Here is a 19,678-nt window from a genome sequence, read left to right on the forward strand (position 1 = left end):
TCACTATGAAAAATAAGTGGATTTATTTACTGATGGTGCTCGGTGCTACGATGGCATTTACACGTTCATTTTTTAAGGGTTACGAACAGCTTCTGCTCATCGGAGGGATGGCTTTACTGATGTTTGGAATTTACAATATTTCAAGAAAATTGAATTCAAAAACGTCTGATCCCTACCCTATGCCTCAGAAAGAAAAAACCATACCCTACCCTCACTCTAAAATAGAGAGTGAGGTAAAGACCGAAACACAGCAACAACAAGAAAAGAAATAAACGAACAGAATAAGATTAGCTAAAAATTGAATATAGGTGACCACATAGAAGTTTTAGACGATACTATTCGGGGAAAAATCGTTAAAATTAAAGATCAAGAAGCTACAATTTTAACTACTGATGGCTTTGAATTGATATTTCTACTTTCGGAATTGGTAAAAATCAATGAAAACAATATGATTCGCGTACCTATTTCAGATATGAATCATGATTTTCTAGCTAAGAATATCGAAAAAAAGAAAAAAATCATTCCACGGAAAGATAAAAAAATCCCACCAATGGAAGTAGATTTGCACATTCACCAACTCACCAATTCCACCAAAAATATGACTAACCACGACATGCTTACCCTACAACTAGAAACGGCTCGTCGGCAACTGGAATTTGCTATTGAAAAACGTATTCAGAGAGTAGTTTTCATCCATGGTGTGGGCGAAGGTGTTCTACGTACAGAATTGGAATATTTATTAGGAAGATACCCCGTAAAATTCTACGATGCAGAGTATGCAAAATACGGCATTGGAGCTACGGAAGTGTATATTTTTCAAAACGCTAATTAACAATAGCTTAAAACCAAAAACAGATGCTAAATTCATATGACGATATTTTCAAAAACAACAAAAAATGGGTAGAGAAAAAACTGAAGGAAAACCCGAGCTTTTTTAAAGAATTAGCAGAAACTCAAAACCCTGATTATCTGTACATTGGCTGTTCCGACAGTCGTGTTACGGCAGAAGAACTTATGGGGATGAAGCCAGGCGAAGTTTTTGTACATCGAAACGTAGGAAATATCGTTAACAATATTGACATGAATGTAGCTGCTGTAATTCAGTACGCGGTTGAGCATCTGAGAGTTAAACATATTATTGTCTGTGGGCATTATGAATGTGGCGGAGTGAAAGCTGCAATGATTCCACAAAACATGGGATTGCTAAACCCTTGGCTAAGAAACATTCGTGATGTTTATCGTTTACATCAAGTTGAACTGGATCGCATTGATGATGAACAACTTCGCTACGATCGTTTGGTGGAACTCAACGTACAAGAACAGTGCATAAATGTCATCAAAATGGCGTGTGTGCAAGAGCGATATATCATTGAAGAGTATCCAATTGTTCATGGATGGGTTTTTGATCTGAAAAATGGCAATCTAATCGACCTTCAAATTGACTACAAACGGATTATGAAAGACATCCAAAAAATCTATGATTTGACCAATTGCAAATGGATGATGCAACACAAAAAATAATTAAAATACAATATATCAACTAATTAACTCTAATATTTTCCGAGGAACTCCACTATCATTGTTATCATAGTCGGTAATGAAAGAAGCTATTTTCTTTACTTCTTCATGTGCATTTTTCATCGCATAACTGAATTTAGCTTGTGCCATCATTTCAATATCGTTCATCTGATCGCCAAAAACCAAGGTTTCTTCCGGAAGAATTCCCCACATTTTTTGTAAAATAGACACAGCAACCCCTTTATTTACCTCCTTGGCTGTAATGTCAAGCCACATATCTCCTGATATAACTACCTTAAAATCAGATTCATAAATTTTCAATTTAGGATACGAATTTTGTTGTGAACCTTTTTCATCACAAACAGTCACTTTCAATATGTCATCATCTACCATATTAAAATCTGTAACATATTCAATAGCAGGATAGTGAAGGTTAATTTCCTCATAAAGTCGGATATTTTCTGTTTTCACATAAGCCTTTCTTTTACCACAAAGAGCCACCGCAATCCCCTCTAAGGATTCACAAGTTTCTAAAATTGGCTTCAACAAAGTTTTTTCAATTGAATTTTCGTGCAACACTTTATCTTGATATTTAACCAAAGCACCGTTGTCAGAAGCAAAAGCTATCTGTTGTTGAATCGGTGCAAACAACTGCTCTAAACTCTGTATTTGTCGCCCACTTGCCGCACAAAATCGTATATCTTTTTGTTGAATCAATTTAAAAACTTCCCAAAAAAGAGGTGGAATTTCTTTGAATTTATTGACCAAAGTTCCGTCAATGTCAGATACAATTAATTTTATCATCATTTATTTTTTTTTGCAAATATACTATACAAAAGAGATTATTACCAACACTTCGTTAAGAACGAACACAAATTATTGATTTTCAGAAAAATAATGACAATAAAATATTAAAGAAAGGCTTTGTTTTTTTACCCAAGTATATACCTAAGTCAAGAAAGTAGCTCCAAGGATTGACTATTTTTGGTCGGGATACGAAAGGGGGATTGGGACAGAAAAAGAGCATTTCATTTGGACACTTTTCAAACTATCAATAATAAAGAAGGAAAACCATTGTTGATGATAAATGAACAAACGAATCACTCTTTCGTTTTCTTTCTTAAAAACAAAAAAAACGTAAAAAATATTTTCTCCATTAACTCTTTATGAATTCGACATTTTTTCTCATAAAAAAAATAGACATTTCTTTTTTATTTAACACACACTCCGTAAAAACAACAACATAACTAATTGAAATTTAGGAAAACATTTCACTGTTTATTTGTTTTTATAAAAAATATTCTATACGTTTGTAACTGAAAAATCACAACATTAGTCAAGAAACGGACTTACCCTCCAAAAATCGGAAATGTGAAAGTCGAAACCGAATTAAAATAAAAAGTAAACCGAGTTACGAAAATCGAAAGAGTAGAAAAATATTATTAATCAGAAAAATCTGCAAAAACAAAAGGTTTTTCTAAAAACATTTTTTTTAATTTATATTATGCCAATCGTTATACTAACTATATGTGTTGTTTTTATCGTATATACATTATTTGATTTAATCAAGAATGTGCAATTGGATAAAAGACAGAAAGTGACTTTTGCTTTTTTGATTTGTGCGTTTCCTCTATTAGGTTCGTTCATCTATGTATATTCAAAATTTTTATTCATTAAGACGTAAATCAAAAAAGAGAATGGCAGATGCCTTGCTTCCTTATAAAAATTTTGACGCTTGGTAGCTTAACACGCAATTTAGAATTGAAATAAATTACTTTTGGGTATATCAAAAAAAATCATTACCTTTGTACCTAAATTTTAACGTTAAATTCTATCTCAAATGAAAAAAGTATTATTGGTAGCTCTTATGGGGGCATTGGCAGTTTCTTGCGGAAACACAGAAACAAAGAAAAAAGAGGAGTCTTCTGTAACTCACAATCATGAGCATGTAGCTCCTGAAACACCTTCAAATTCTACAGCTAAACATGTTGAAAATGGTACAATTGTTTTGGAAGGTACGGATCAAATGACGTTCAACCTTTCTGAAATTAAGGCAAAAGCAGGAGAAAAGGTTACATTAACCTTAAAACACGTTGGTAAAATGCCTGTAACGGTTATGGGACACAATTTTGTATTGCTAAAACAAGGCACTGACGTGGCGGCTTTTGCAGCTGAAGCATTGAAAGCAAAGGATAGTGACTATGTTCCTGCGGGAAGTGATGCTGTAATTGCACACACAAAAGTAATTGGCGGTGGAGAAGAAACTACTATCACTTTTGACGCTCCTGAAGCTGGAACGTATGATTTCATCTGCTCGTTCCCTGCTCACGCAGCTATGATGAAAGGTAAATTCATTGTTGAATAATTTACTTATTAAATAACACACATTTAGGACGCTGTCCGAAAAGTAAACAATTGCAAGATTCAGCCATTTGATCTGGCTGACCAGGCAAGGTTTTCTTGTTACATTCAAGATACGTTTATATGTTTTTTTAACTTATAAATTCTTCTTTCATGCAAAACAGTAAGGAGTTATTCGTTAAGTGCATATACAGGTATACTGAAAATATCACAACAAGATTATAACTTTTCGGACAGTTTCTTTTATTTGTAAATAACCGATACTATTTTGTCAATTTCCAAAAAAAGTGTACTTTTGGGCATTATTTCCATAAGAGAATAACTTTATGAGTGCCGAAACAATGACAGTAGAAAACAATGTACTTCCGCCAAAAGGCAAACCGAAATGGATTCGTGTGAAACTTCCCACAGGAAAAAAATATACTGAACTTCGAGGGTTAGTTGATAAATACAGTCTTAATACCATCTGTACCTCAGGAAGTTGCCCAAACATGGGAGAATGTTGGGGTGAAGGAACGGCTACGTTTATGATTTTAGGAAATATATGTACACGTTCTTGCGGGTTTTGTGGCGTAAAAACAGGACGTCCTGATTCTTTGGATTGGGAAGAACCAGAAAAAGTGGCACGTTCAATCAAATTGATGAACATAACACATGCCGTTATTACCTCCGTGGATAGAGACGATTTGAAAGATATGGGTAGCATCCTATGGGCAGAGACCGTAAAAGCCATCCGAAGAATGAGTCCAAAAACTACTTTAGAAACCTTAATCCCTGATTTCCAAGGCGTAGAAAAGAATATTGATCGTATCGTAGCCGTAGCTCCCGAAGTAATTTCACACAACATGGAAACAGTTCGACGATTAACACGTGAGGTACGTATTCAAGCAAAATATGACCGCAGTTTGGAGGTACTTAAATATCTTAAAAGCAGTGGAGCTCATCGCACAAAATCTGGAATTATGTTGGGATTAGGCGAAACGGAAGAAGAAGTAATCGAAACGTTACACGATTTGAAAGCAGCAAATGTGGATATAGTTACAATTGGACAATACTTACAACCTTCAAAAAAACATTTACCTGTAAAACAATTTATTACACCTGACCAGTTTGCGAAATTTAAACAAATAGGCGAATCATTAGGTTTCCGTCATGTGGAAAGTGGTGCTTTAGTACGCTCTTCGTACAGAGCTCATAAACATGTTTTATAAGAATCATATAATTAAACTAAGCAGGAAAGAGCTACTGACATCCCTTCAAAAAAATACAAGATATTGTATTTCAAATAATTGAAAAGTTATAAAGAATAGTTTCTTTTTCATCTGGCTATTCTTTTTACACTTACCACACTAGTTAGAAGAGAGAGTAAGCAATACTGAGGAGTAATTCGTTAGAAATATAATCAATGTTCAAAACAATGGTTTTAAGAGTGTTTTTTAAACATACTTTTTTATTAAATCTACGGAAGAACACTATGAATAAACGGTATTACACCCTTGACTTTTGTATTTTTAAAAGAACCTCTTTACAAACTTCTTTTAATCTCAGAACGAAGCTATCTGTATAGAACTAACTTTTCTTTTAAATACGTAAAACAGCTTCTAAGTGATTGATGCATAATAGTTTCCATTGTCTTGAAAATAGGTAAATGTATTAAGTAAAAAACTGATGATATAGCAAGTAGCTAAGCGTAACATGTTATAACAAAAAACTTTGAAATGGCGTTCGTTTGTTGAGTCTAACGATACATCGAAAGCATTGCTCAGCATTTCTTATCTCATTTTTTACAATATGGTTAGATTATATGCTTGGCATTTTTTATTCGTTTTGGATATAAAACAAGGGTTATAGCGAAACTAATACCACTACAACCCTTAGTAAGTTCATAACTCACAATATTTTACACAGTTTTTAAACACAATTCCACCCATTGCGTGAATTATAATCAAGTCTTTATTTGAATAAAATCATTTAAACTTTCGGTAGCCTTGACAGTTGTTTCCGAACTGACAGTAGCTGAAAAATTATCAATGTCAAGATGTTTGACCATTAAGAGCGATTTTCCGGATAATGTAATGTGCATATTTTCAACTTTTGTTGGAGTATCTACTAAGATAGTACTTTTCGTACCTTCAATAGTTATATTTTTATAATCTCTTGTTTTTCGTTCTTGTTGTAATGTGATATGAGATTCGTTCATACATATGTCCAACAAAGCGTTTTCTACGGAAGGGTAGGCATCCAGCGTAAAGTTGCTTTTATCTAATGTTAATGACTGTAAATCAGGGGTGTGAACTTGAAAGAAATAAGTGTATTCCAAGTTTTCTTCTGTTTTTATATTCTCATAAGAAACTATAAGTGTATCCTGATTATGGATAAATTTAGGTCGGGGAGCTGATTTGTCCTGAGGAACGAACGCAAAGGCAGAATCCGAGGATGCGAATGCTAATTGCATGTTGTGATAACTTCCTACAACTTTCAGATGTTTGAAAGGTAGTAACTTTTCAGGAACATAGTCATAAGTGTATTTATTGAATACTTTCGGAGCTTTTTTATTTTCTACATTTTTGAGCAGTGTCAAAAAAATAGGAAATAGCAATAGCGTTACTCCAAGTCCCATAAGAATTTTATTACTGGTTTTCATCTTGTTTAGCTTTTAATTGTTGTTTAAATACTTGAAATTTAGGTTCTAAATCATTTAGTTCTATTCCCAAAGTGTGCAATGTGTTGAAAAAAGTAGGTAATTCATTCTCAAGAAAATCCGCTTGTCGGAAGTTTTTAGCTTGTTGCTTTCCTTCTTTTTCAACGAAGTAGCCAATCCCTCGCTTATCGATGATAATTCCGTTAGTTTTTAGCACTTCGTAACTTCGAGCTACTGTATTGGGGTTTACAGTCAATTGTACTGCTAACTCTCTAACACTCGGTATTTTAGTTTCAGGGAGCCATTCGTCTAACAGAATTTTCTTGCAGACAAACTCTGCTATTTGTAAATAAATGGCTCGTCCAGTATCTCTAATTTCCATAGGCTATCGTATTTCTTTTTCCTTAAATTTAAAATAAGATAATGTGTACAACATAAAAATTCCGATATAGAATAACAAGGTTAATAACAATTTTATATTTTCTGAATTTTTGTGAATAGCATAATAGCCCATTCCTTCATCTGCTTCCACCCCCAATACAGTATCAAAAAAAATACTGCCATATTCTCCTAAAATTGAATTCAAAGCTATCATAAAACAAATCCATAAAAAGAAAGAAAAAGTAGTGAAAAACATGGAAAATTTATTAAAAAACAGTACTCCTGCAAAGAAAATAGACTGTGCCATCAGACAAATAACTGTTCCTATTCCAATAAAATGGCTAAATGAAGGTAGTCCAAAATCTTCTGGAGCATACGTATTTACAAAGTCCAATTTATCCACTATTTGAGCTGAAATATAATACAAAAATCCATACAGGATTGTGAAAAAGATAAAGAACAAAACACAATAGATAAACCATTTAACCAACCATTTCTGAGTTGGAGTAGCAGGAATTAACCATTCGTAAATAGCTGATTTTCTTTTCTTAAAATCCCTAAAAGCGATGTAGGGAGAGATGATAGCCCACACAAATATTGTGACTATATAGGGCATCATAAAAGCCTCTGTAGAGAAAAAGAAATATCCTGTATCTACTGAATTTATCCAACTGACATAACAATAGTAGGATATCACACCTATACTTATGAGTAATGCTACTATTGTAAAAAATATAAAAAACGTACGTTTTTCCGTCCATTCCTTGCGGAGTAATAGTCCAATTTGTTTCATGGGATGTTGTTATTTTGAGTTAAACCATTGATTTATTTGTTCAGAATTAGTAGTTACGGCTTTGTAAAGCAATTCCAAATCCACCCGATTTTCGGTATTCTCATGATTGGGAAGTACCATTACATTGCCAAAGAAATTGGTTTCAGCATAAAAAGCCTTGCTCAGCTCAGCTTTATTTTCTGAAATTTTAAAATTTAGTTTCTCAGAAATCGTTCGTACAGATTGATTGAATAATATTTTTTCATTATCCAATACTATCACGCGGTCGATAAGATTTTCTAAATCTTTAGCTTGATGTGTACTGATGATAAAATAGCGGTCATCATTCATCTGTTCAGCAAGTATTTTTTGAAATTGAGTTTTACCCATAATGTCGAGTCCGTTTGTAGGTTCATCCATCAGTACAATAGCAGTATTCGTTGCTAAGGCAAAGCTAATCAGGACTTTTTTGCGCTGTCCGAGGCTCAGTTTATTAATCTGACTTTCTGAGGGAATTTCAAATCGATTTAAAAATTCAAGGAATTGTACCGTATCAAACTTTGGATAAAAAGGAGCGATGGTTTTTTCATATTGCCGAATCGACATATCAGGCAGATATACTTCATCGGTAATTAGAAAAATTTCCTGTAGGAATTCCGTCTGTCGCTTCTTAGGTTCAAACCCCAACACCTCCACTTTTCCTTTGTGAGGAAACAATAACCCTGTGAGGTTGTACAACAACGTGGTTTTCCCGACCCCATTTTTTCCAAATAATCCACAAATTTGTCCTGCTTCAATCTGCAAGTTCAAATTTTGGAATACAACTTTCTTGTGGAAAGAAAAATCTAAATTTTGAATTCGTATCATACATAAACTGATTTAGTGTTCTACTTAACTAATACACTGCAAAAGTATATTGAAAAAATGAAACCTCCAAATATTTTGAGATTTATTTTAAAATATTTTCAAAACACCTCACCATTGTACCATTCGATAAATAATTGTTTAATTCATTTAAAATATGTATTTTTGTGGGGTTAACTATAAAAAACAGTAATACAATGGCAAACGTAGAAAAAGTAAAATGCCTAATAATTGGCTCAGGTCCAGCGGGATACACTGCGGCAATCTATGCCTCACGTGCCAATATGTCTCCTGTTTTATACCAAGGAGAACAACCTGGAGGACAGCTGACCACTACCAATGAAGTTGAAAATTTTCCTGGATATCCAAAGGGAATTACAGGTCCTGAAATGATGATTGAACTTCAACAACAAGCAGAGCGTTTTGGTGCTGAAATAAGAAACGGATGGGTGACAAAAGTCGATTTTTCGCAAACACCTCATAAAGTTTGGGTAAACGAAACACACGAAATCCACGCTAAGACTGTTATCATCGCTACAGGAGCTTCTGCAAAATATTTAGGTCTGCCTTCCGAACAACATTACTTAAAGATGGGAGGTGGCGTTTCTGCTTGTGCCGTTTGCGATGGATTTTTTTACCGAAAACAACAGGTTGCTATCGTAGGAGCTGGGGATTCGGCATGTGAGGAAGCTTTGTATCTATCTAACATATGTGAAAAAGTAACCATGTTAGTGCGTCGTGATGAGTTTCGTGCGTCGAGAATCATGAAAGAACGTGTGCTAAAAACGCAAAACATAGAAGTGCTTTTCAATACCGAAACAGAAGAAGTTTTAGGTGACGGTCAGGTAGTTACGGGGATTAAAGTTCGTAATAATCAAACGAATGAAATCTCTGAAATACCCGTAACAGGATTTTTCGTTGCAATTGGACATAAGCCAAACACCGATGTTTTCAAGGAGTTTATCACTTTAGATGAAGTGGGTTACATTAAAAATGTGCCAGGAACTTCTGAAACCAACGTAAAAGGAGTTTTCGTAGCAGGAGATGCCGCTGATAGTCGCTATCGTCAAGCTATCACAGCTGCTGGTTCAGGGTGTATGGCAGCTTTAGATGCCGAACGCTACTTAATGACCTTAGAATAAAAATCTCTTCGGATTATTTTCCTGAGACATGGATTTACTTCGGTAAGAGAGTGCAAATTAATTCTTTGATACGAAGTAGGTTATGTAAAAAAAAGCAATACTTAATTGAAATAGAAACTTTGTCAAATTCTTTTTCGTTTTTCAAAATTGAGAAAAAATTGACAAAGTTTTTTAGTGCTTTAATCAGCCTCACCACAGATTTAAAAACCAAAACATGTTTAGCAGAGCAGAAGCAAAAAAACTACGCGAAGAATTTTGGATTTCTTTTGGCAAGTCATTTCCTCGAAAATGGGTGCTTTATGACACTAAAATTAAAGATTTCAGTTTTAAATTCTATTTTGACCAAAAAAAAGCAATGGTAACACTTGATATCGAAGATAACAATTTAGAAAACAGGTGTTTATACTACAATAAAATGCTTTCCCTGAAACAGATTCTTTTAACAGAATATCTGCCTGATGCTATTTTCGAAGAAACTCATATACTTCCTAATCAGAAAGGAATCAGTCGAGTTTACGTCCAAAAATACGGTGTGAATATCCATAACAAGGAAAGTTGGCGTGAGACTATGGAATTTTTGTATCGTACAATGAGTAAATTTGAATCCTTTTGGTTTGAATATGAAGATGTTATTAAAGAGTGATATTGTTTACTTAAAGTATTATAAAACTCGTAACACATTTTCCTTCACCCATCCTATTTTTCCATCTGCCAAACGGATTTTTATCCATTCGTTAAGGGTTTCGATAATTTCTACCTTTGTACCTTCATGCAGAATAAATACTTCTGAGCTATACGCATTGGGTTCAGCAAAAACACGGATGGTTTTCTCGAATAGAATTGCATATTTCTCATTCACATAGTTTTTATAGTGGAAATTTGCTATGAAATAGGTGCCTACAGCAGTTACTATGCAAACAAGAGTAAGTGTGAAAAATATGCGTTTCAAGATTGTTGAAGGGGTGAAAAAGTAAATCAAAAAGCATATTACAAAAGCAAAAACACTCAAAATAGGAAAAATAGCCCATGTACTGAGTGAAAATAATGAAGTAATACGGTTTGATAACTGTGTGTACCACGTTTTGGGTAATGGAGTGATAACATCAACCGTCATTTGGTTGGCGAATACTAGATTGTTACGAGCATCCTCGTTGTCAGGATTGAGCTTAAGAGCTTTTTCGTAGTAGTAAATACTTTTTCCTACTTGATTCAGCTTGTAATGAGCATTTCCTAAGTTGTAGTATAGTTCTGAGGATTCATATCCCGAATCTAAGATACTCATGTACGATTCTATAGCTCCTTTAAAATCGTTCGTGTTGTAACTTTCTGTAGCCTTAGAAAATAACTTTTCATTGTCCTGTGCAAGGCTCGTTCCCAGTCCTAAAATAAAGAAACTAATGTTCAATATATATCGTAATTTCATAGTATTTTTTATGTTATTTCTTTAATATTTTTGTTTTATTCGAACACAATATCTTACTTTATCTGCTTATCAAGCTCAGAGAGTACCTGTACTGATAGCTCATAATCTTTCTCCAATGAAGCGACAGAATGAGCCTGTGAGTAACGGGCTAATTCGCAGTTTTTTAATAAGCTAATAAATGTTTCCAGCGTAGAGGCTTTCACTTGTTTTTCTTGTAGCAGTGAGCTGATTTTTTCCTTACTCATTTCGTAGGTTTCAATTTTCAGTTTAGCTTTCAAATAGTTGTGAAAAGCTCGTTCTAGTGCTTCATAGAACGTATCTTTGTCCGTTATTCTCTGTTTTGCTTCACTTAAATACTTCTTGGCTAAACGGTTTGCTTTACGGATTTTGTTTCCTTCCACATCGCCTTGTCTTTTTTGCTGGAATCGTTGCCAGAATAAAGCTATTGGTATAGCGAGTAGTGGTAAAAACAACCACCAATAATAAGCCGATGTACTGAAAAAAAGAGGCTGATCTATTGGTTGTAAATTTGGATTGAGTTGTAAAAATCGGAACTGATTTCCTAAATTTTGTACGCTTTGTTTTACTATTTCTCCCGTGCTTTGAATTTCTTTGGCAGGAGTTCCTGCAATATCAAGGAGAATATCTTCTGTTTTAACGGTATGATACTTCTGTGTACTTGGGTTAAAGTAGGAAAACGAAGTAGCTCCTACGGGATATTTTCCTCCATATTGAGGCACAATTGTATAAGTTTGCTCTACTGTTCCTCGCATTCCCGAAAGGGTGGTGTTGACGTTGTCCTTTTGCTCAGGGTTGTAGACCTCCAAAGATGAAGGGAAAGTAAGTTTAGGTAAATCAAATAGTTTCAAGTTCCCATTCCCCGAAACTTGTACTTTAATTTGAGTCGATTCTGATGCATTCAGCTCTTTGCGGGTTGCGTTTACCTCAAAAGTAAAATCACCCACAGCTCCTGAAAAATCATCGGGTTTTCCTTCTTCGGGAAGCTCACGAACGTTAAGTACTCTATTCCCAGAGCTAACTCGCTGTACGGATTGTTGCATAATGTTTCTGCCGAAAAAATCGCGTTGTTGCGTAGGTACAGCCAAAACTGCATCCACTGATAGTGGTTCCAAGGTAATTTTTCCTGTTTTTTGTGGATATAGCACCATCTTTTTTATGGTCACACAACGGAAATTTTTCCCTTGGTAGGTGCAATTATCTACCTCATACTGCGACATAGCCATCCGTATTTCTTGACTCCAAAAGTTAGGAAATTTTGGAACATCCACAACTCTTAAATCATTCAATGCAACTTGTCCACCCACATAAAGTTTATAGATTACGCTGATTCCTTCGTTCAGATATGGATTTCCTTTTGAAACTTCTGCTACCAAAAACAAATTGTCTTTAATAAGGTCAGTGGTCGGTTTATCCAACGAAGGTGTTTCTACTGCTTTCGTAACACTTATTTCAACTGGCTTTGTGGTATAGGTCTTTCCTCCAATATCAATACTCGCCCCTTGAATAGTGAATTTTCCCTCAGCAGTAGGTTGCAAGGTATAACTAAATGATTTTGAGAAAGTTCTCACCCCATTCATCCACATATCTGAAACCGATTGCGAAGGCCCCATAACTACTGTGAACCCTTTAAAGTCAGGAGGAGTAAAATTATCTCCATTTTTGTTCATTGTGAAGTCGATACGCAAACGTTCATTTACTCCCAATTTGTCTTTGCTGACCTTGGCAATAAATTCCACTTCTTGAGAGTGTAACACACTGAAAAATAAGCTAATAATAAATAATATGCGATGTTTCATATTTTTTCTTTATTTCTAATTGTATAGATGACAGAACCTTAAATCCAATCAATTCCAACTTATTGATTAGTAGTAAATAGAAGCTATTACCAATCTTTTTCTGATTTGATACGCTCACCTTTTACCTTTTTAGCGTTAATTTTCTCCTGAACTTTCCGATCTTCGTTATTCATAGCCTCTAAAATACGCTCCATCTGCTGAGGTGATAGTGACGCAGGAGTGTTTTTGCCTTCACCCTTATCTTTGTCATTCTTGCCATCTTCAGGATTATTGGGTCTATCTTGGTTGTTGCCTTTATCTTGATTTTTATCTTCTTTATTGTCGTCCTTCTCTTTGTCCTTATTGTTTTTGTTATCTTGATTATCTTTATTCTCCTCCTTTTCGTTTTCTTTGTTATCTTGTTTATTATCCTTATTCTGGTCTTTGTTTTCCTCTTTATTTTGACTGTCTTTGTTCTCGTCGTTTTTGTTTTCGTTGTTATCTTGTTTATTGTCTTTATTATCTTGACTTTGAGGAGGATTTTTCTTCAACATCTCTTTAGCAACAGCTAAGTTATAGCGAGTTTCTTCGTCGTTAGGATTATTTCGTAATGCTTCTTGATATGCCTGTACAGCTTTTTCATATGCCTTTTCTTTCATAAATGTATTCCCTAAGTTGTGGAAGATTTGATGTTTTTCGGCATGACTTACCTCTGCTGAAGTGGACGCATTTTTCAATCGGTAGAAAGCTTCGTCGTAGCTTTTTTGTTTATAGTACATCGTCCCTAAATTGTACTGAGCAATGCCGTTTTCTTTGTTTTCAGCAATTGCATTTCGATATTCAACCTCTGCTTGAATAGGTTTATCGCTGTTGAAAGCCTTGTTTCCCTTTTGAGTATATTTTTCAGACCTATTTTTTGCTTCTTCAAGAGTTTTCTTAGTTTGTTCTTCTCTGTTTTGAGCAAAAGTTATGAAGCCTGTTAATAAAAATACAAATAATAAAATCCGCATCATTCTATTTCTTTTCGTTAAACAAATTGAGTTTTTTTACCCACAGGGTTTTACGTTCAAAAATAAATAAATCGAAGACCAATAGTAACAGAGCTACCGCCAAAAACCATTGGAATTGATCTTGATAATCAACAAATTTTTGAGTTTCAAATTCGGTTTTTTGAGTGCCATCTAAAATGGTTATAAGTTCATCAATCGTTTCTTTTGTATTTTCGCCGTTTATGTATTTTCCGTTGGCATTTTCTGCGATTTCTTTTAGTAGATTCTCGTTCAGTCGAGAGATGACTACCTCGCCATTCTTGTCACGTTTGTAGGACTGAGTTACGTTGCCTTGCTTGATTGGGATAGGGCCTCCTTTTTCAGTTCCTATACCGATGGTGTAGATGCTTACTCCTTGATTAACAGCTTCTTCCGAGACTTCCAAAGCTCCCATTTCATGATCTTCACCATCAGAGACGATTATCAAGATTCGTGCCGTTTCCTGCGTATTGTCGAAATAACTGCATGTCATTCGTATCGCCTCTTGGATTGCCGTCCCTTGTGAGGAAAGCATATCGGTGTCCATACTTTGCAAAAACATTTTGGCAGCGGAATGGTCAGTTGTCAAGGGTAACACCGGATAAGCACTGGCCGCATACGCTACAATTCCTACTCGGTCGCCTTTCAGTTGATTTAGAGTTTCGGACACTAATCGCTTAGCCTTTTCCAATCGATTGGGAGCCACGTCTTCCACTAGCATACTCTTAGAAACATCAATAACAAAAAACACGTCCACACCTTCTCGTTTAACAGTTTCGAGTTTCGTTCCTACTTTTGGATTTGCTAATGCTACCGATAGAGCCACGATTACAACAGAAAGTATTCCTAACTTTAACAACGGTTTAAAGCGTGAACGATCGGGTGCTAAACGTTTTAGTAGATTCTCATCGGAAAATTGTTTTTGTTGTCGTCTCATCCGGATGCGGGAGATAGAAAACAATAAAAATAGTACCCCTACCGATAAAATGAGCCACAAATATATTTTTTCGTCTATGTGTATCATGACACGATTTATTTCTTATCTAATTATTTTACTTTTTAAGTGTTTCGTAACTATTTGGTTTACATGTTTTTTTTCTACGAATAGATATCAAAACCTTATATTTCGTTCCTGAAAATGGAGTGCTTCAATAAAAATTCTAATAGCAATAAAAAGACTCCAATTAGAGCTAAAATTCGAAATTTTTCTTCCACCTTTGTGTATTTGAATTCTTCAATTTCAGTAGTTTCCATTTTATTAATTTCTTCGTAAATCTCTTCCAATTTTTTGTTATTGGTAGCTCTAAAGTATTTCCCCTCAGTAGTTTGAGCTATTTTTTTCATCAGTGGTTCATCAATGTTTACTTGAGTCATTCGGTAAACGAAACTTCCGTCAGCATTTAAAGCATAAGGAGATAGAGCCATTCCATTAGTTCCGATACCAATTGTGTACACCTTTATGCCAAACTCAGCAGCCATTTCAGCAGCGGTTTGTGGGTCTATAAACCCTGTGTTGTTCACTCCATCGGTAAGTAGAATGATGACACGGCTCTTTGCTTTGCTGTCTTTCAACCGGTTTACGGCAGTAGCGAGTCCCATACCAATGGCAGTTCCATCTTCTATTTGTCCGTAAGTAAGAGCATTTATTGCGTTGATTATTACTGATTTATCACTTGTTACAGGTGTCTGAGTGTAACTTTCTCCTGCGTAAACAACCAAACCAATTCTGTCCGAAACTCTATCGCGTACGAACTGCGATGCTACTTTTTTCAATGCTTCAAACCGATTTGGCTTTAAATCTTGTGAAAGCATACTGGACGACACATCAATTGCCATCACGATGTCGATTCCTTCAGTAATCTTGGTTTTAGCAGATTCTGAGCGAGTTTGTGGACGAGCTAATGCTATTATAATCAACGTTATAGCTAATATTCGCAACGCAAATAATAAATGATACCCAAAGGTTGTCCATCCGCTTTTTTGCTTAAAAATGGCGGCTGATGAAAGGGTTAGCGTTGGTCTTGATTTTTTGTATGTATAAACATACCATAAGACTAACAAAGGAATGATTGCCAATAACCAAAAGAAGATTGGATTTGCAAAAGTTATATCTTTAAACATACGTTAATTCTTAAAATCATTTTTCTTACATATTTTTTTGATGATATAAATCAACATTCCATGAGGATTATACCATGTTCTTTTCGAATAAGAGCTATTCCCGTTTGAAATGAATTGAATTTACAATTTTTTCGGCGATTTTATAAGCATTAGGGTCGTCAATATGAGTGATTAATAGTTGCTGTAAAGCTCCATTTTCTGTGAAACTATATAGTTCATAATGAGCCTGAAAAGGCGATTTTGTTTTTTCATTTACTAAAACCATTTTTCCGTAAACTTTCATACCCTTCGCACCTGAGGTTGAAGTATATTCTTCGGTGAATGTCGTAATATTGGTTGCTTTAGCAGCTTCTATTTGCGATAGTATCAAATTGTTGACTAATTCGGGATTTAACTCAGCTTGTTGTCCGTTCGTTTGAGGGTGAAATGTAATAATACTAGTCATTACGTACAATTCTGAATGAATACTTCCAAATTCAAAAAAATGTTGTTTCTTCACAGGCATTCCAACCTCTTGTAAATTAACAATTTGTTTACGTTTTAGAATTTCAGGAGTTGATAGTTCTGTAATCGGCACACCATAGTCACTTGTTACCCATTTTTTTTCATATAATTCTTTGATGTATTGACTGTTATAAAAAAGTTGAGTAATGCTATCGGCATAGAAATAGACTAAACTCCCGATAAGCAATGCCACCGTACAGGCAATCCCTGAAATGACAACAAGTTTCCGTTTTTTGTTTTTGTTCTGAATTTCCGCAACTTTTTCGGACAAGTCTTCTGTCGTTTCTATTACTTCGGGTATGGCTTGTTTAGTTTTAATGATGACCTCTTCAATCATTTTCCGATCGTATTCGGCGGTACTGTCAGCTGGTTTGCTTTTGGCAAATTTTACTAAATCAGCAGTTTGTAGTACTGATTTTAGGTTTTTTACTGTGTCTTCCGAAAGATTCAGACTGCCATTTTCTTGCATTAATTTTATTTTAGAAAGTAACTCATCCGTAGTACTTTCTTTAGCTAAAATATGTACATCGTCTTCCAAATATTCGCGGACAATATCTGTCAATTTTGAGTAATACGCCTTGTGATTCGATTCGATTAGATATTTGGAATTTTGCAATTTTTTCAGATCTTCAATTGCCCTTTCGAAAGGAGGTAACCTCCTTCGCAATTCCTCTTCGGACAATTTTTTCTTATGGAAAAAGAAGTAATATGCTAAAAATCCGATTGTTATAATGATGATGATTCCAAGTAAAACCCACAGATAAACCCTTGATTTTGAAGTTGAATTCACGCCTATGATTGGTTTCACATCAAAAAGAGGTTGTTTGAGCGTGTCTATTGGTATCGAACGTACCTCTACGAGTAAAGAATCAGTGTAAAAATCTTTGGAATTGATAATTATTTTTTGACGTGGAATGGTGTAACTTCCTGAGTCGAATTGCGTTAGAAAATATTCTTTTATGAAGCGATATTTTTCTTGCTTTCGCATTGTGTCAATGGCAGACGAACGCACCATCTCCAGAGGCATAAATGTCTGTCCTTCAGGGAATGAAATAGGTTCTTCAGTTGTAGTTTCTACCGAAATTTTATATCGTATCTGTTCACCTATTTTGATGTTTTTAGTGTCGGTTTCTACCTTAATTTCCTGTGAATTAGCTGAAAATATACTCCAAAACAATCCACAAAAAATGATAAATTTATCTTTCATTTTATCCTCTTCGTTTAAAATAACCTAATAACTTTTGAGTGTAACTCTCATCACATCGGCAACTTACAGTTCCAGCTCCTGACTTTTGTAACAAATTTTCGTAATAAGCAACATTTTCTCTGTAATACTTTTCATACTGCATCCGAGCCGATTTTGAAGCCGTGTTCACCAGTATCAGTTCGCCTGTTTCTGCATCTTTCACAGTGATGTATCCCAAGTTTGGTAAAGTAGTTTCCTTTTGGTCATAAATGCGGATGCCTGTTACATCGTGCTTTTTAGCCGCAATCTGAATAGGTTTTTCGTACCCTTTATCCATAAAGTCAGAAAGTATAAATACGATTGCTTTCTTTTTCAGTACCTGACTTAGAAATTCCAAGGCTTTGGAAATGTTTGTTTTCTTGCTTTTTGGCTGAAATTCAATCAGTTCGCGTATTATTCTCAGTACGTGTGATTTTCCTTTTTTCGGAGGAATGTAAAGTTCTACTGTGTCAGAAAAAAGAATTAATCCTGTTTTATCATTGTTTTGCAAGGCCGAAAACGCTAAAGTTGCAGCTATTTCAGTGATGATTTCGCTTTTGAATTGGTTCATCGTCCCGAAGAGTTCACTACCACTAACATCAACCATTAGCATTAGTGTCAGTTCACGCTCCTCTTCAAAAACTTTTACGAAAGGTTCGTTATAACGAGCAGTTACGTTCCAGTCGATATTGCGGATATCATCACCATATTGGTATGGACGCACCTCCGAGAAAGTCATCCCACGTCCTTTAAACGTAGAATGATATTCCCCTCCGAAGATGTTATCACTCAATCGGCGGGTTTTAATTTCTACTTTTCGTACCTTTTTTAATATTTCTTTTGTGTCCATTTTTTTAGTTAAATACTTTCAAACCAGGCGTTAAACATAGGTTTTATCTGTAAAAATCGCCTAATCAGGTAACTTCCCTTTTAGTATCATTTATAAATCTGAATTTAGAAAATCAGTAAAAACAGTGTTAAAATCTTGTTTTTTAACCAGTTATTTCGTCTATCATTTTGCTACCCTTTGTGTATTTCTGAACTACATAATCCTCACGTAGATTCTTCTTATAAGATATTGCAAAAACTAAAAAAAGACATAAAATATCCTACAGCTACCATTTGCATCTGTTAAAACGTTGATATATTGCATTGATGCTAATCGGTTTTGAATTGATTTTATATCCTTGTATTTCTATTTTTTTCATTTCCCATCTAATAATAAATGAATTCAGGTTCACAAATACGGGTGTAAAATATCTCTCCATTGAAAATACCCCTCTGCCATTAAGTGCAAACCATCATTGGTGTATTTGGCTGCCAATTTATCGGTTCCTTTTTCCACAAAATATGGGTATAGGTCAATGTACATAGCTCCATATTCTTCAGCAATAAGTTTATACCTTTGGTTGATATGCTTTATTACTTCTGGTCTCATATGATTTTTGAATGTGCCGAAATCAGGATTTACAGGCAATAAACTCTGAATATGAATCTTTGTTGTGGGAGATTCTTGTTGTATTTTTTGTACAATTTTCTTCATATTATCGACGATGGTTTTTACCTCAAAACCTCGGGCGATGTCATTCACTCCTATCATCAAAAATATTTTAGCAGGTTTAGCCTTTACGATATAATCTAAACGCTCATAAACTCCTTCGGTCGTATCTGCACTGATACCTCTGTTTTTTACTTTTTTCTCAGGGAATAACTCGCTCCATTCACCTCCGTTAGTTATGCTATTTCCTATGAAAACAATATCTTCTGAGGTTACAGGTAGCTTTTCAAACAAATCTGACCGTTGCTCGTAAAAATGCGAGTGTTTTCGTTCTTGTGTATATCCATTGAGAATAAAAACAGCAAAAAAGGACAAGACGACAAATCGTTTCATAATCAAAAAAG

At 34.8% G+C, this 19,678-nt stretch carries 20 protein-coding genes; 7 read left to right on the forward strand and 13 right to left on the reverse strand.

The features are described 5' to 3' along the window. The first annotated feature begins 5 nt into the window (after positions 1–5). The 3 genes from ACF3OB_RS04165 to ACF3OB_RS04175 are packed head-to-tail and all read left to right on the forward strand — an operon-like array spanning position 6 to position 1,521. Positions 6–272 carry a hypothetical protein gene (locus ACF3OB_RS04165; RefSeq protein ID WP_052461557.1) on the forward strand — a complete coding sequence of 89 codons (267 nt, stop codon included), beginning with the start codon at positions 6–8 and terminating at the stop codon, positions 270–272. 26 nt (positions 273–298) lie between these two features. Then, positions 299–832: a Smr/MutS family protein gene (locus ACF3OB_RS04170; RefSeq protein WP_042344986.1), complete on the forward strand. Its 534-nt coding sequence runs from the start codon at positions 299–301 to the stop codon at positions 830–832. Between the two features lie 23 nt (positions 833–855). After that, positions 856–1,521, forward strand: coding sequence for a carbonic anhydrase (locus ACF3OB_RS04175; RefSeq protein WP_042008600.1), 666 nt, complete (start codon positions 856–858; stop codon positions 1,519–1,521). Between the two features lie 15 nt (positions 1,522–1,536). Here ACF3OB_RS04175 and ACF3OB_RS04180 read toward each other — a convergent pair whose 3' ends face one another. Next, positions 1,537–2,322, reverse strand: a complete 786-nt coding sequence (locus ACF3OB_RS04180) for an HAD family hydrolase (protein ID WP_392448476.1) — start codon at positions 2,320–2,322, stop codon at positions 1,537–1,539. 1,036 nt (positions 2,323–3,358) lie between these two features. Between ACF3OB_RS04180 and azu the strand changes: the two genes are divergently transcribed. Both azu and lipA read left to right on the forward strand, forming a co-directional pair. After that, positions 3,359–3,883 (forward strand): azurin, encoded by a 525-nt coding sequence (azu, locus tag ACF3OB_RS04185; RefSeq protein WP_042008605.1) that lies wholly within the window; start codon positions 3,359–3,361, stop codon positions 3,881–3,883. Between the two features lie 322 nt (positions 3,884–4,205). Beyond that, positions 4,206–5,090, forward strand: coding sequence for a lipoyl synthase (gene lipA, locus ACF3OB_RS04190; protein WP_042008607.1), 885 nt, complete (start codon positions 4,206–4,208; stop codon positions 5,088–5,090). A gap of 734 nt (positions 5,091–5,824) precedes the next feature. Here lipA and ACF3OB_RS04195 read toward each other — a convergent pair. From ACF3OB_RS04195 to ACF3OB_RS04210, 4 genes are read right to left on the reverse strand one after another with little or no spacing between them, the layout of a single operon-like run. Beyond that, positions 5,825–6,523, reverse strand: coding sequence for a hypothetical protein (locus ACF3OB_RS04195; protein WP_212895892.1), 699 nt, complete (start codon positions 6,521–6,523; stop codon positions 5,825–5,827). Then, positions 6,510–6,902: a GntR family transcriptional regulator gene (locus ACF3OB_RS04200; RefSeq protein ID WP_042008612.1), complete on the reverse strand. Its 393-nt coding sequence runs from the start codon at positions 6,900–6,902 to the stop codon at positions 6,510–6,512. The genes ACF3OB_RS04195 and ACF3OB_RS04200 overlap by 14 nt, the downstream gene beginning before the upstream one ends. 3 nt (positions 6,903–6,905) lie before the next feature. Next, on the reverse strand, positions 6,906–7,694 hold the full coding sequence (locus ACF3OB_RS04205; protein WP_095912335.1) for a hypothetical protein: 789 nt from the start codon (positions 7,692–7,694) through the stop codon (positions 6,906–6,908). Positions 7,695–7,703: 9 nt separating this feature from the next. Then, positions 7,704–8,540, reverse strand: a complete 837-nt coding sequence (locus tag ACF3OB_RS04210; protein ID WP_172916966.1) for an ATP-binding cassette domain-containing protein — start codon at positions 8,538–8,540, stop codon at positions 7,704–7,706. Between the two features lie 194 nt (positions 8,541–8,734). On the opposite strand from ACF3OB_RS04210, the gene trxB reads away from it, so the two are divergent. Continuing rightward, entirely contained in the window at positions 8,735–9,679 is a 945-nt protein-coding gene (trxB, locus tag ACF3OB_RS04215; RefSeq protein WP_042344994.1) for a thioredoxin-disulfide reductase, read from the forward strand. A 214-nt stretch (positions 9,680–9,893) separates the two neighbouring features. Then, a complete protein-coding gene (locus tag ACF3OB_RS04220; protein WP_172919359.1) occupies positions 9,894–10,322 on the forward strand; it encodes a DUF4268 domain-containing protein in 429 nt (142 codons plus the stop codon). An 18-nt stretch (positions 10,323–10,340) separates the two neighbouring features. On the opposite strand, the gene ACF3OB_RS04225 is transcribed toward ACF3OB_RS04220, so the two are convergent. From ACF3OB_RS04225 to ACF3OB_RS04260, 8 genes are all read right to left on the reverse strand, one after another. Further along, positions 10,341–11,114 (reverse strand): tetratricopeptide repeat protein, encoded by a 774-nt coding sequence (locus tag ACF3OB_RS04225; protein WP_042008624.1) that lies wholly within the window; start codon positions 11,112–11,114, stop codon positions 10,341–10,343. A 41-nt stretch (positions 11,115–11,155) separates the two neighbouring features. Next, the gene (locus ACF3OB_RS04230; protein ID WP_392448480.1) at positions 11,156–12,919 is read right to left on the reverse strand and encodes a BatD family protein; all 1,764 of its coding nucleotides are present in this window, start codon (positions 12,917–12,919) and stop codon (positions 11,156–11,158) included. Between the two features lie 86 nt (positions 12,920–13,005). Then, entirely contained in the window at positions 13,006–13,911 is a 906-nt protein-coding gene (locus ACF3OB_RS04235) for a tetratricopeptide repeat protein (RefSeq protein ID WP_042008628.1), read from the reverse strand. A gap of 1 nt (position 13,912) precedes the next feature. Further along, complete coding sequence (locus ACF3OB_RS04240; protein WP_042008631.1) at positions 13,913–14,950, reverse strand: vWA domain-containing protein; 1,038 nt, start codon at positions 14,948–14,950, stop codon at positions 13,913–13,915. Positions 14,951–15,045: 95 nt separating this feature from the next. After that, positions 15,046–16,047, reverse strand: a complete 1,002-nt coding sequence (locus ACF3OB_RS04245) for a VWA domain-containing protein (protein WP_042008633.1) — start codon at positions 16,045–16,047, stop codon at positions 15,046–15,048. A 94-nt stretch (positions 16,048–16,141) separates the two neighbouring features. Continuing rightward, the gene (locus ACF3OB_RS04250) at positions 16,142–17,758 is read right to left on the reverse strand and encodes a hypothetical protein (protein WP_392448483.1); all 1,617 of its coding nucleotides are present in this window, start codon (positions 17,756–17,758) and stop codon (positions 16,142–16,144) included. Position 17,759: 1 nt separating this feature from the next. Further along, a complete protein-coding gene (locus ACF3OB_RS04255; RefSeq protein ID WP_042008638.1) occupies positions 17,760–18,626 on the reverse strand; it encodes a DUF58 domain-containing protein in 867 nt (288 codons plus the stop codon). A gap of 387 nt (positions 18,627–19,013) precedes the next feature. Further along, a complete protein-coding gene (locus ACF3OB_RS04260) occupies positions 19,014–19,667 on the reverse strand; it encodes an SGNH/GDSL hydrolase family protein (protein ID WP_119652076.1) in 654 nt (217 codons plus the stop codon). Positions 19,668–19,678: the final 11 nt, after the last annotated feature.

This window comes from Capnocytophaga canis, from assembly GCF_043187445.1.
In the GTDB taxonomy this organism is placed as follows: Bacteria; Bacteroidota; Bacteroidia; order Flavobacteriales; family Flavobacteriaceae; genus Capnocytophaga; species Capnocytophaga canis.

Coding starts and splice junctions, on each gene's coding strand:
- trxB (WP_042344994.1), top strand. CDS start 8,735: ATGGCAAACGTAGAAAAAGTAAAATGCCTAATAATTGGCTCAGGTCCA.
- ACF3OB_RS04255 (WP_042008638.1), bottom strand. CDS start 18,626: ATGGACACAAAAGAAATATTAAAAAAGGTACGAAAAGTAGAAATTAAA.
- ACF3OB_RS04205 (WP_095912335.1), bottom strand. CDS start 7,694: ATGAAACAAATTGGACTATTACTCCGCAAGGAATGGACGGAAAAACGT.
- ACF3OB_RS04230 (WP_392448480.1), bottom strand. CDS start 12,919: ATGAAACATCGCATATTATTTATTATTAGCTTATTTTTCAGTGTGTTA.
- azu (WP_042008605.1), top strand. CDS start 3,359: ATGAAAAAAGTATTATTGGTAGCTCTTATGGGGGCATTGGCAGTTTCT.
- ACF3OB_RS04235 (WP_042008628.1), bottom strand. CDS start 13,911: ATGATGCGGATTTTATTATTTGTATTTTTATTAACAGGCTTCATAACT.
- ACF3OB_RS04165 (WP_052461557.1), top strand. CDS start 6: ATGAAAAATAAGTGGATTTATTTACTGATGGTGCTCGGTGCTACGATG.
- lipA (WP_042008607.1), top strand. CDS start 4,206: ATGAGTGCCGAAACAATGACAGTAGAAAACAATGTACTTCCGCCAAAA.
- ACF3OB_RS04245 (WP_042008633.1), bottom strand. CDS start 16,047: ATGTTTAAAGATATAACTTTTGCAAATCCAATCTTCTTTTGGTTATTG.
- ACF3OB_RS04260 (WP_119652076.1), bottom strand. CDS start 19,667: ATGAAACGATTTGTCGTCTTGTCCTTTTTTGCTGTTTTTATTCTCAAT.
- ACF3OB_RS04195 (WP_212895892.1), bottom strand. CDS start 6,523: ATGAAAACCAGTAATAAAATTCTTATGGGACTTGGAGTAACGCTATTG.
- ACF3OB_RS04240 (WP_042008631.1), bottom strand. CDS start 14,950: ATGATACACATAGACGAAAAAATATATTTGTGGCTCATTTTATCGGTA.
- ACF3OB_RS04175 (WP_042008600.1), top strand. CDS start 856: ATGCTAAATTCATATGACGATATTTTCAAAAACAACAAAAAATGGGTA.
- ACF3OB_RS04250 (WP_392448483.1), bottom strand. CDS start 17,758: ATGAAAGATAAATTTATCATTTTTTGTGGATTGTTTTGGAGTATATTT.
- ACF3OB_RS04210 (WP_172916966.1), bottom strand. CDS start 8,540: ATGATACGAATTCAAAATTTAGATTTTTCTTTCCACAAGAAAGTTGTA.
- ACF3OB_RS04200 (WP_042008612.1), bottom strand. CDS start 6,902: ATGGAAATTAGAGATACTGGACGAGCCATTTATTTACAAATAGCAGAG.
- ACF3OB_RS04220 (WP_172919359.1), top strand. CDS start 9,894: ATGTTTAGCAGAGCAGAAGCAAAAAAACTACGCGAAGAATTTTGGATT.
- ACF3OB_RS04180 (WP_392448476.1), bottom strand. CDS start 2,322: ATGATAAAATTAATTGTATCTGACATTGACGGAACTTTGGTCAATAAA.